The sequence below is a fragment of the Emticicia agri genome (assembly GCF_004168285.1).
Classification (GTDB): Bacteria; Bacteroidota; Bacteroidia; order Cytophagales; family Spirosomataceae; genus Emticicia; species Emticicia agri.
In genome coordinates, this window is sequence record NZ_SEWF01000022.1 from 38,997 (window position 1) to 50,451 (window position 11,455).

An 11,455-nucleotide genomic window follows, 5' to 3' on the forward strand; every position below is an offset into this window, starting at 1 on the left:
GTTTAATTGATTAGGTTAATCGATGAAATTAAGATTTTTCAGATGGTCAAAAATTAGTTGGTCAACAGCAGAGCTTTTTTCTTTGTCTGCATAGGTCAGCCATGCTAATTCTTCAATTTCGGCATCGGGTTTTAATTCTCCCTGATAATCTGCCAGATAGCATGTCATTACAACGGTAACTCCCTCGGTATGCCCGTGGGCTTGTGCTTCAAATCTACCAAAAAACTGCAACGAATCAGGTACTAAATCTACTGTTAGCTCTTCTTTTATTTCACGCAGCAATGCTTCTTCATCACTTTCGTATGGTTCTCTTTTTCCACCCGGAAAATAATAGGTGTCCTTGCCTTTACTCCGTGTGCTTAAAATCTTTCTATCCTCAATTCTTATCCAGGCTAATTTATCTATCCAGAACATATACTATTTCTTTGCTAATTTACTATTTTGATAGCCATAAGCAAAATATATTACCAGACCGATAACCATCCAGATAATAAACATACGCCAGTTTGACCAGCCTAATTCGGTCATCAGATAAAGATTAGTGAGTATCCCCAATACAGGCAATAAAGAGAAGTTATATTTAAAACTCATAGCAGCAAGATAAAGCCATACAAGCCAGAAGACAAAAAGTAAAGGTCTTTCTTCCATATGTTTCATTACATCTCCCTCTCTGTAGGTCAGATATAAAGCCACTAACAACAAAGGCACTGCAAAATATTTAGCATTGACATAAGGAATCTTGAATTTGGCATCTTTACTCATTCCTTTCGTATCCAGAACCAAAACACCTGCACAAACCAATATAAAAGCAAAGAAAGTACCCACACTGGTAAGGTCAACAAAGAAACTCATTTTAAAGAAAAGAGACGGAACAGCTACCAATACACCTGTAACAATAGTAGCAAAACTTGGGGTTTTAAATTTAGGGTGAATCTCTCCAAATTTTTTGCCCAATAAGCCATCACGGCTCATCGTCATCCAGATACGAGGTTGCCCAATCTGATAAGCTAATAAGGCACTGGTAATAGCTACTACGGCACTCACTGAAATAACCCCTGCTACAAAATCAAAGCCTACTTTCTGGAATACATAAGCCAAAGGGTCAGCTACATTCAACTCTGTATAATTAACCATTCCGGTCAGGACTGTTGTAATGAGTACATATAATACCGTACAGATTAATAAGCACAATAACATGGCTCTTGGTAAATCCCGCTGTGGATTTTTGGCCTCTTCGGCAGTCGTTGAAATAGAGTCAAAACCAATAAAGGCAAAGAAAACCGAAGCTACACCACTCAATACTCCATTTACCCCATTAGGTGCAAAAGGCGACCAGTTGGCAGGTTTCACATAAAACACACCCACTATGATTACCAACAGAATCACCCCTAATTTAAGGGCTACCAATATATTACTCGCATTGCGTGATTCTTTGATACCAATATAACACAAGGAAGTAATCAATACGGTAACTAATCCGGCAGGAAGATTGAAAATCAATTTGATAAAACCTAAATCGGGAGCATCTGCAAAAGCTTTGGCCAATGTTTTAGTGTTAAGTGCAATATCAGTTCCTCCTGCCTGAACAATTTCGTAAGCCTCTTTGGCAGAAGTATAATCTATTGCTAACCACATAGGAAAATGAATACCAAAACCTTCAAGCATTCCAATGAAATAACTCGACCATGAAATGGCTACCACCATATTTGATACGGCATATTCCAGGATTAATGCCCAGCCGATAATCCATGCCAAAACCTCACCAAATGATACATACGCATAAGTATAAGCACTACCGCTCACAGGAACCATAGAGGCAAACTGTGCGTAACTCAAGGCTGTGAAAACGCAGGCAATTGCCACAAACACAAACAGAAGTGATACCGCAGGGCCACCATTGAAACTCGCCAGACCAATAGTACTGAATATTCCGGCACCGATAATGGCAGCAATTCCAAGAGTGGTCAGGTCTCTTACGCCAAGAATACGGGACAATGAGTGTCCGTCGTCTCCTTTTTTTGATTCTTCTATTGCTTTTTTGACGTCTTTCCTCCGAAAAAGTGAATTACTCATGGGTGTGTAGCTATTTAGGGTTTTAGCATATTTGAATATGCCTGATAAGTTTGTTATGGTATATTTTCCAAAACTATCGAAAAAAAGATAATACTATTCTATGAAAAGCAAAATTTTTATCGAATGAAGTGTATTTTTATTCGCCTTTTTTCAGATTATCCTATTTTAATAAAGCATTTTGTTGAAATTTTATTCTGAAAAAACTTGTCTATGCTTTCTTGTGTAGCTACCTTTGCAGGTACAACTTGTATAGACAAGTTGAAATTTTGGGATTAATAAATTTTATAAAAATAAGAAAAGTGAAAGCAGCGGTTTATCGTGGAAAAGAAGAAATACTGGTAGAAGAAGTAAACATGCCAACCTTAGAAGAAGGGGAAGTATTGCTTGAAATAGAAGCCTGTAATGTATGTGGTACTGACCTACGCACCTATCGGCATGGAGATAAAAAAATCACGCCTCCCCGTATTTTAGGCCATGAGTTTTGTGGCAGAGTGGTAGAGTCGAGAAGTACCGAAAAAGCTATAAAAGTAGGTGACAGAGTGCTGATGTACATTGTTTTATCGTGCGGAGAATGTCGCTATTGCAAAGCAGGTCGAGAGAATTTATGCCAGAGCCGCACAACCATGGCATACCATGTAGATGGAGCTTTTGCGCCTTATATGAAAGTTCCGGCAAAGGCTGTTCGCCGGAAACAACTGTTTAAAGTAAATGAAGAGATGCCGTCAGAGTACCTGAGTCTTGCCGAGCCTTTGGGTTGTGTGATTAATGCCCACGGACGAGGTCGGTTAGAGGTTGGACTAAAAGATAAAGTAGCCATTATAGGTGCCGGCCCCATTGGCGTGATGCACGCTTTAGTTTCCCGTTTTCAGGGGGCACAGCAGGTAGATGTGTATGATGTGATGCAAACCCGTCTGGAAAAAGCAACGCAATTTGACATTGACCATGTGGTAAAGGTAGAGAAAGAAAATGGACATTTAGAAAAGGCGCTTGAACTGACAGAGGGTTTAGGTTATGATGTAGTGATTGTAGCCGTGAGTGTAGCCCAGGCTCAGACCGATGCGCTGGAAATAGCCGGAAAAGCAGGCAGGGTTGAATTTTTCGGTGGATTACCTAAATCGAACCCATTTGCTACGCTGAATACTAACCACCTGCATTACAAAGAACTACGTATTAGTGGCTCCTACTCTGAAAAAATGAGTGATTTTCAGGCGGCTACTGCTTTGGTACAAAAGAAGAGTTTTCCGGCTGATAAGATTGTTACCCATACTCTTCCATTAGACAGAATCACCGAATCATTTACATTGATGGAATCGGGTGAGGCTCTGAAAGTAAGTATTAAACCTAATCTGTAAAACCTGATATGAATACTGATTTAATAGCAGAGGTAAAAGGGCGTACATGGGGACTTTTTATTGACGGTGAATCTACTCCGGCAGCAGACGAGTCAACCATTACCATTTATTCTCCGGCTAATGGTGAAGCCGTTGCTACAATTGCCCGTGCAACCGTAGCAGATGTAAATAAAGCTGTAGAAACCGCACAGACGGGTTTTAAAGAATGGTCAAAACTGACAGCCTATCAGCGCGAGAGTATTATTAAAAAAGCAACGGCCTATGTACGCACCCAAGCTGACCGGATAGGTATGCTGATGGCTTTAGAGCAAGGTAAGCCTTTCAATCAGTCTAAATCAGAGATTATCGGTTCTTGCGATACATTAGATTATTTCGCTTCAGAGGGGGTAAGAGTAGAAGGGTATGTAAATCAGACTGAAAAAGCAGGAGTTTTCTCGATGGTGAAATATTATCCGGTTGGGGTATGTGCTCTAATTACTCCCTGGAACTATCCTGTATCTTTATTATCCTGGAAATTAGGTCCTGCGCTGGCAGTAGGTTGTTCGGTAGTAGTGAAACCTACAACCGTTACCCCTCTATCCCCAATGGCATTTTGTATGGCTTTGGTAGAAGGCGGCATTCCGGCTAAAGTTATCAGCGTGCTGACAGGTCAGGGGGCAGTGGTAGGAGATAATCTGGCGAAACACCCTCTGGTAAAAAAAGTTGCCATGACAGGCTCTACTGAAACAGGTAAAAAACTCATGCAAACAGTAGTACCTTATTTAAAGAAAATATCTTTAGAATTAGGTGGCCAGTGCCCTGCCATTGTTTGTGAAGATGCCGACATACAAAATGCGGCTACGGTAATAGCTTATAAAGGATTCAGAAACATGGGGCAGTCGTGCAGTAGTGTCAATCGGGTATATGTGCATGTATCCAAACATCAAGAATTTGTGGCTGAACTAAAAAAACAGGCTGAAAAACTTACTATTGGTGATGGGGTAAGCGATGGTTCAGTAGATTTAGGGCCAATGGCCACAGCAGATGGCGTACTGACCTCGAAGCTACATGTAGAAGATGCCATCAGCAAGGGCGCTTCATTGGTTACAGGAGGCAGAGCACCAGAAGGAGAGGTTTATCAAAAAGGGTTTTATTTTCTGCCTACTATTTTAGATAATTGCCATGCTGCCATGAAAGTAATGCAGGAAGAAACCTTTGGGTGTATAGTACCTGTGGAGACTTTTGAAACAGTAGATGAGGCTATTGAGAAAGCCAATAAGACCAATTATGGCTTAGTAGCATACGCCTTTACAAAAGACTTTAAAACCAGTATGCTATTGGGTGAGCAATTAGAAGCCGGAACAGTATGTATTAATAACGGGGCTGTAAATACTAACTATGCCCCCTATGCTGGCTGGAAAGACTCAGGATTTGGCGTAGAACTATCAAGAAATGCAGTTTTTGAATACCTTGAAACCAAGCATATTAAAATAGAGGGGGTTTGATTACTCACGATACTTAGCATAAATATGTTCGTCGTAGAGTTTTCCTTCTTTGGTAAGCGATTCTTTCAGAATAGCCTCTTTTTCAAAACCTGCTTTTTCAAGGACTCGCATCGAGGGAATATTATATTCAAAAACGCCCGCATAAATGCGATAAATATCGTAGTTTGCAAAGGTATAGTTCACTACATCAACAATGGCAGTTGAAATAATTTTATTACCCCAGTAAGGCTCCCCTAACCAGTAGCCTATCTCGGCGTTTTTGCGGTAAATATCATCTTTCAATAAAATGCCAATACCGCCCACAGCTTTGTTCTCTACTTCTATGGCAAAACTCTCTGCCGAACCCGAGGCAATATTTACCCATTCATACGCATCAGTAATGGTATAAGGGTGCGGAAACACATCTTTCAGGTTTTTCCATATTTTGTAGTTATTAGCATTTTCGACCAATGATTGTTCATCGCCCGACTGCCATCTTCTAAGAAAAAAGTTCATTTGGCGTCTTTTCGGTAGCTGATTTCCTGCTTATCTAACAATTCTCTGATACGGGCACTATCGGCAAAAGCAAAGATGAGTTCTTTTTTCGGCAAATCTTCATTGTCATCATCCCAACGCCAGTCTTCGCAGATGGCATCCAGAAGATTAAGTAAGGTACCTATTTTTTCAGGATTACGTTCTTTCTCTATAAAATGTTCAGATGGCGAAATATAGACTACAATTTTTTCATCTTCGAGCCATGATAAATTGCTTAACATTTCGTCAAGCGATTCAATAGTGAAACCAAATTCTTCAGGAAAAGCGAGAGCTTCCCCTATTTCTTCATAAAAACCTCTCAATGTGAGTATTTTATGACCATCTAATTCAATGATTGAGTAATCGTCTGGTAAGGCTAAGTTTTTTACAACAAGAAAGTTAGGCATGGGCTTGGGCAGGCAGAAATGATATATATTACGTGGCCTTTGGGTAGGCCACGTAGATTTAATTTAATGAGAAAGTAGGCACTTTCATCACTACAGAATTATTAAACATCAACTCTGTAATGTTTGGGCGCATATAATCAATCAACGGAAATTCGGCAATAATATCCATTACTTCTAATTCGTCTTGCGCATTTATAATACACCAAAGTCTGCTTCTGTCAGACGATAGTGCGTACGAATACATTTTTCCCTCTTCTAACAATTGATTTACAGCAATTCGTTGATAGGGAATTTTAGCAATGAACCCCTCCGGAAAAGGAACTGGTAAATCAAATTCCACCATAAATTGAGTCATAATCTCTCCTAATTTTAATAAAACAATGCACAAAATCTATACCATACTGAATTTCAACTTTTTGGCCTCAATTAGCCATGTTTTCAACAGGTTATAAATTTCTCTCACTAATATAAACAAGTTTTCCTGAAAAAACGTTTTCTTTGCAAAACTTATCTCAAAAGGGGTGCCTTAATATAACGGGCTGAGATTATACCCATCGAACCTGATACAGGTAATTCTGTCGAAGGGAGAGAGAACAGGACTATAGTATGCGCAGCTATAGCACTGTTTAAAAATTCCAATTAAAATTTTGTTTCACTAAAGAGCCTTTAGAGGTTCACAAGATTTTACTCCTTTGCCTTGTTAAAATTTTCGTCATGTAATGAAAAAATTAACAAAAAATGTTCTAAGCATTCTTTTCAATCAATCACAATCTCTTAGAAAAACCGTTCCGGTTCTTATCTTGTTTTTGGGTCTTTTCCCGGTTGCCTTTGCACAGGACGATTCTACCAGAATCAAAGAGTTAAACGAGGTAGTCGTAAAGTCCACTCGTGCCAATGAAAAAACCGGTATGGCCTTTACCAATGTGTATCAGCGGGATATTAAAAAGCAAAATCTTGGGCAAGACCTGCCTTTTTTACTGAATCAACTACCATCGGTGGTGGTAAGCTCTGATGCAGGGGCAGGCGTTGGTTATACAGGTATCCGTATTCGTGGTTCAGACCCTACCCGTATCAATGTTACGCTGAATGGTATTCCTTATAATGACTCTGAATCTCAGGGCACATTCTGGGTTAATATGCCCGATTTTGCTTCAAGTGTACAAAGTATTCAGGTACAGCGAGGGGTCGGTACCTCTACTAATGGCTCAGGTGCTTTCGGCGCCAGTCTGAATATCAGTACTTTGGGATACGAAAGTGAAGCCTTTGGTGAAACCAACCTGTCTTACGGGTCTTTTAATACCATGAAAGCCAATATACTGGCAAGTACAGGCTTACTGAATAATCATTTTGTGATAGACGCCCGTCTGTCAAAATTAGTCTCTGATGGATATGTGGACAGAGCCAGTTCTGACCTAAAATCTTTTTATGTGTCTGCCGGGTACTACAATAAGAGTAACTTTGTTAGATTCAATGTTTTTTCGGGCAAAGAACGCACTTATCAGTCATGGAATGGATTACCGGAATACTTACTGAAAATCGACCGCACATACAACGCCTTTACTTATCCTAATCAGGTTGATAACTACCAGCAAGACCACTATCAATTAATTTCTTCTTTTAAACTAAGCGACCATTGGACATTCAATCCGACTTTGCATTATACCAAAGGAAAAGGCTATTATGAAGAATTCAAAGAGGGTGCTGACCTGTCAGCCTATAAGTTGCCGAATGTAACGATTGGCGGAGATACCATTACAAGCACTGATTTGGTACGCAGAAAATGGTTGGATAATCACTTTTATGGCATTACTTATTCGCTTGATTATCAAAACAATAAAAAGTTAACAGCCAATATCGGTGGTGCATGGAACAGATACGAAGGAGACCACTTTGGGGAGGTAATCTGGACTAAATTTGCCATGACTCCTTCTAATGATTATCGCTGGTATAAGAGCTATTCTGAAAAGACCGATTTCAATATTTTCGGAAAATTGTTTTATCAGCTAACAGATAAATTTAATCTGTTTGGAGATGTGCAATACCGTAAAGTAGATTATGACATGAATGGAACGGCCGATAAATTACAGAACATTACCCGTAATACTTCATTCCAGTTCTTTAATCCTAAACTGGGCATGAATTACCAGTTAAACAATCAGGCTTCTTTCTACGCTTCTTATGCCGTGGGTAATAAAGAACCTAACCGTACTGATTTTATAGATAATGTAAAAGTACCTGAACCTGAACATCTGGAAGATTTAGAAGCCGGGTATCGCTGGGCTAATCAAACCATAAGTTTTGATGCTAACTTCTATTATATGAACTACAAAAACCAGTTGGTACTGACGGGACAGGTAAATGGTGTAGGTGAAGCCATTCGTGTAAATGTACCCAAAAGTTATAGAACAGGGATAGAATTGGTTGCTAACTGGAAATTTGCCACTAAATGGCGTTTAAATGCCAATGCTACTTTCAGCCAGAATAAGATTAAGAATTTTACTGAAACCATTGTGAATTATGATGGTGAAGCCGATAAAGTAAATCAGTTTACAAAAACAGATATTTCTTTCTCGCCGAATATCATTGCAGGCGGACAATTGTCATATTCTCCGGCAAAAAACCTTGAATTTGCCTGGTTGCCCAAATATGTAGGTAAACAGTATATGGATAATACGGCTAACGACAACCGTAGCCTGAATGCCTTTTTTGTTAATGATTTACGGGCCAACTATACTATTAATCCGAAAATTGTGAAAGAAATTACTTTTAGTGTATTAGCCAACAACATTCTGAATCATTTATACGAATCGAATGGCTATACCTATAGTTATATCTATGACAGACAGATAATTACCGAAAATTTTTACTACCCACAGGCAGGTACTAATTTTCTGGTAGCCGTAAAAGTCAGACTCTAAAATCAATATAAGGGGTAAAGTAAATGCTTTCTTATTTTACTCCTTATCTCTTTAAAGTTTGAGATTATTTTTTTTGAGCCATATCAAAATAAACAAATTTTTTTTTACGTTTTAGCTTTAAAACCTTTCAGACATAATGAATTGACTTATACTGATTTACGTGCTATCCTATTATGAGTTCTGCCCGGTATTTCAGAAAAGCTAATTCTTGTTTTTCTTCTATTTATTTCATTTTTCTGATTAATTGCTATATTCGTTAAAATTAATAAACGAAAGCATGGCTCCTGAAAAAAACAAAGGTGAACTTCTCAAACTTCTTGGCGTTGGTTTTGGTATTGCAGTAACTATTGGCGGAACAATCGGTACTGGTATTTTACGTAAACCCGGCCCTATTGCAGCAAACCTCGGAGAACCTACGCTTATTATGCTGGTTTGGGTATTGGTAAGCATCTATGCTTTTTTAGGCGTTTTGTGTGCCATTGAGTTGGGGGTATCTGTACCCAAAGCAGGTGCGTGGTATATATATGCCCGCAGGGCTTTTGGCGACTACGTAGGTTTTATTACGGGTATTACCAGTTGGATGGGCACAGTAGCCGCTCTTGGATTCGGTGCTTATACCATGAGCGAATTTATAGCTCTGATGCTACCTGATACAGAGTCTTTCATCAGATATATGGCTATAGGTATCCTGATTTTATTAATGTCGTTTCACTGGTTGGGTACTAAATCAGCAGGACGTTCTCAGGAAATTCTTTCTTTTTTTAAAGCCATTGGCCTGTTTGCTTTTGTAATTATCTGTTTTTTATATGGCGGAGATATTAAAACTCAGGAATTGGTGGCTACTACCGAAAGAGTAAAAACTCCGGTATCATTGGCATTATTAATCTTTTCGCTACAATCAGTATTCTACACTTTTGATGGCTGGCATACTGCAGCTTATTTTTCAGAAGAAAATACTGACCCGGCCAAAAACCTACCAAAATCAATGATTAGTGGGGTATTGGTAATCATTGCTATTTATCTGCTGGTTAATATCGCTATACTTTATATTATGCCAATAGATGTGCTTGCTACTTCTAAATTGGCTGCTTCAGATGCTATTAAGTTAATATTTGGCGAGAAATCGGCTACAGTTGTTACATTTTTTCTTACGCTGTCTATTTTTGGGATTCTGAATGCCCAAATTATGTTCTCGCCCCGGGTTATTTATTCGATGAGCCGTGACGGACTATTCTTTAAAGCCGCACAAAAAGTAAATAGCGGTGGCACACCCGCTATTGCCATGCCGCTGACAGGTATTTGTTCTATCTTGTTAATTCTGAGCGGAAAAGATACCTGTGAGAAACTTTCGGATATTGCGGTTTTCTTTTTTGTGATGTGCTACATTGCCGGATTCGCCAGTTTAATTATGCTGCGGAAAAAAGAACCCGAACTGCCAAGACCCTATAAAGTCATAGGTTATCCTTTTATTCCGTGGTTTTTAATTGTTATTTCTCTTTTATTTCTGATTGGCGCTGTTTATCAGGACATTGAAAGTAGTATTTATGCGCTAATCTTCCTGATTATCAGCTATCCTTTGTTTTTATTGACTAAAAAATTAAATCAATAGCCTCTTGTAATTATTTTTCAAATAACCATATTTGTGGCAAATTTCCTGCAATGTGCAAACATGGTTTTCTGACATCACTCAGAATCATTCAGGAATTAGGTTACTGATTCATTAATTGCGTTTATCCGATTATTACCAAAGAAAAATGAGAAATTTTATTTCGCTGAAAGATGTTGAGAATGTTCAGGAATTAGTGAATGAGGGAATCCGTCAGAAAAAAGCACCTTTCGCCGAGCAAGCTTTAGGAAAAAACAAAACCATAGGCTTAATTTTCTTCAATCAGAGTTTAAGAACCCGCCTGAGCACACAAAAAGCTGCCGAAAATCTGGGTATGAACGTGATGATTATGAATGTGGGGCAGGATAGCTGGCAGTTGGAAATGGAAGATGGCGTAATAATGAATGGCGATAAGGCCGAACATGTAAAAGAAGCCGCTGCTGTAATAGGCAGCTATTGTAATATAATAGCCGTAAGAGCATTTGCCGGACTACAAGACCGTGCCGCAGATTATCGGGAGATTGTCATGGAGAAATTCAGACAATATGCCGGTGTACCTATTGTAAACCTTGAATCGGCTACACGGCATCCTTGCCAATCGCTGGCAGATTTGATTACCATTGAAGAGTGTAAAAAAGTAGAACGACCTAAAGTAGTGCTAACCTGGTTGCCCCATTTTAAACCACTACCCCAAGCCGTAGCAAACTCATTCTGTGAATGGGTGAACCAGACAGACTATGAGTTTGTGATTACCCACCCGCAAGGCTATGAATTAGCTCCGGAGTTTGCAGGCAATGCCCCGATAATATATGACCAGAATGAAGCCCTGAAAGGCGCTGATTTTGTATATGGCAAAAACTGGTCTTCTTATACCAGCTACGGTCAGGTATTGACACAAGACCCATCATGGATGATTACGCAGGAGAAAATGGCATTGACTAATAATGGTTTGTTTATGCACTGCTTACCTGTACGCAGAAATCTGAAAGTAACCGACTGGGTACTTGACAATCAATCGGTAGTGATTCAGCAGGCAGCTAACAGACAATGGTCGGCACAAGCCGTTTTAAAGCATATTCTGAAAGAATTATAGGTCTATACC

The 11,455-nt window shown here is 39.2% G+C and carries 10 protein-coding genes and 1 riboswitch; of the genes, 5 read left to right on the top strand and 5 right to left on the bottom strand.

All coding sequences use genetic code 11. From position 1 onward, the window contains the following. Positions 1-15 precede the first annotated feature (15 nt). Both EWM59_RS15410 and EWM59_RS15415 read right to left on the bottom strand, forming a co-directional pair. Positions 16-414, bottom strand: a complete 399-nt coding sequence (locus EWM59_RS15410; protein ID WP_130022118.1) for an NUDIX hydrolase — start codon at positions 412-414, stop codon at positions 16-18. Between the two features lie 3 nt (positions 415-417). After that, positions 418-2,073, bottom strand: coding sequence for an amino acid permease (locus EWM59_RS15415; RefSeq protein ID WP_130022120.1), 1,656 nt, complete (start codon positions 2,071-2,073; stop codon positions 418-420). A gap of 299 nt (positions 2,074-2,372) precedes the next feature. Between EWM59_RS15415 and EWM59_RS15420 the strand changes: the two genes are divergently transcribed. Both EWM59_RS15420 and EWM59_RS15425 read left to right on the top strand, forming a co-directional pair. After that, complete coding sequence (locus EWM59_RS15420) at positions 2,373-3,425, top strand: alcohol dehydrogenase catalytic domain-containing protein (protein WP_130022122.1); 1,053 nt, start codon at positions 2,373-2,375, stop codon at positions 3,423-3,425. A gap of 8 nt (positions 3,426-3,433) precedes the next feature. Continuing rightward, a complete protein-coding gene (locus EWM59_RS15425; RefSeq protein WP_130022124.1) occupies positions 3,434-4,909 on the top strand; it encodes an aldehyde dehydrogenase family protein in 1,476 nt (491 codons plus the stop codon). Here EWM59_RS15425 and EWM59_RS15430 read toward each other — a convergent pair whose 3' ends face one another. The 3 genes from EWM59_RS15430 to EWM59_RS15440 are packed head-to-tail and all read right to left on the bottom strand — an operon-like array spanning position 4,910 to position 6,184. Beyond that, on the bottom strand, positions 4,910-5,404 hold the full coding sequence (locus tag EWM59_RS15430) for a GNAT family N-acetyltransferase (RefSeq protein ID WP_130022126.1): 495 nt from the start codon (positions 5,402-5,404) through the stop codon (positions 4,910-4,912). After that, positions 5,401-5,829 (bottom strand): barstar family protein, encoded by a 429-nt coding sequence (locus EWM59_RS15435; protein WP_130022128.1) that lies wholly within the window; start codon positions 5,827-5,829, stop codon positions 5,401-5,403. Before EWM59_RS15435 ends, EWM59_RS15430 begins: the two co-directional genes overlap by 4 nt. A 58-nt stretch (positions 5,830-5,887) precedes the next feature. Further along, the gene (locus EWM59_RS15440; RefSeq protein WP_130022130.1) at positions 5,888-6,184 is read right to left on the bottom strand and encodes a muconolactone Delta-isomerase family protein; all 297 of its coding nucleotides are present in this window, start codon (positions 6,182-6,184) and stop codon (positions 5,888-5,890) included. 152 nt (positions 6,185-6,336) lie between these two features. Then, a riboswitch (TPP riboswitch) is annotated at positions 6,337-6,434 on the top strand. Positions 6,435-6,548: 114 nt separating this feature from the next. Here EWM59_RS15440 and EWM59_RS15445 point away from each other — a divergent pair. The 3 genes from EWM59_RS15445 (at position 6,549) to EWM59_RS15455 (ending at position 11,446) form a co-directional block, all read left to right on the top strand. Then, positions 6,549-8,747 (top strand): TonB-dependent receptor, encoded by a 2,199-nt coding sequence (locus EWM59_RS15445; protein WP_130022132.1) that lies wholly within the window; start codon positions 6,549-6,551, stop codon positions 8,745-8,747. Positions 8,748-9,024: 277 nt separating this feature from the next. Beyond that, entirely contained in the window at positions 9,025-10,356 is a 1,332-nt protein-coding gene (locus tag EWM59_RS15450; RefSeq protein WP_130022134.1) for an APC family permease, read from the top strand. A gap of 145 nt (positions 10,357-10,501) precedes the next feature. After that, complete coding sequence (locus EWM59_RS15455) at positions 10,502-11,446, top strand: N-acetylornithine carbamoyltransferase (RefSeq protein WP_130022136.1); 945 nt, start codon at positions 10,502-10,504, stop codon at positions 11,444-11,446. The last annotated feature ends 9 nt before the right edge of the window (positions 11,447-11,455 follow it).

Excerpts from the sequence above, each read along its gene's own strand:
- EWM59_RS15425 (WP_130022124.1), top strand. The coding sequence starts at position 3,434 with ATGAATACTGATTTAATAGCAGAGGTAAAAGGGCGTACATGGGGACTT.
- EWM59_RS15445 (WP_130022132.1), top strand. The coding sequence starts at position 6,549 with ATGAAAAAATTAACAAAAAATGTTCTAAGCATTCTTTTCAATCAATCA.
- EWM59_RS15440 (WP_130022130.1), bottom strand. The coding sequence starts at position 6,184 with ATGACTCAATTTATGGTGGAATTTGATTTACCAGTTCCTTTTCCGGAG.
- EWM59_RS15450 (WP_130022134.1), top strand. The coding sequence starts at position 9,025 with ATGGCTCCTGAAAAAAACAAAGGTGAACTTCTCAAACTTCTTGGCGTT.
- EWM59_RS15410 (WP_130022118.1), bottom strand. The coding sequence starts at position 414 with ATGTTCTGGATAGATAAATTAGCCTGGATAAGAATTGAGGATAGAAAG.
- EWM59_RS15435 (WP_130022128.1), bottom strand. The coding sequence starts at position 5,829 with ATGCCTAACTTTCTTGTTGTAAAAAACTTAGCCTTACCAGACGATTAC.
- EWM59_RS15430 (WP_130022126.1), bottom strand. The coding sequence starts at position 5,404 with ATGAACTTTTTTCTTAGAAGATGGCAGTCGGGCGATGAACAATCATTG.
- EWM59_RS15455 (WP_130022136.1), top strand. The coding sequence starts at position 10,502 with ATGAGAAATTTTATTTCGCTGAAAGATGTTGAGAATGTTCAGGAATTA.
- EWM59_RS15415 (WP_130022120.1), bottom strand. The coding sequence starts at position 2,073 with ATGAGTAATTCACTTTTTCGGAGGAAAGACGTCAAAAAAGCAATAGAA.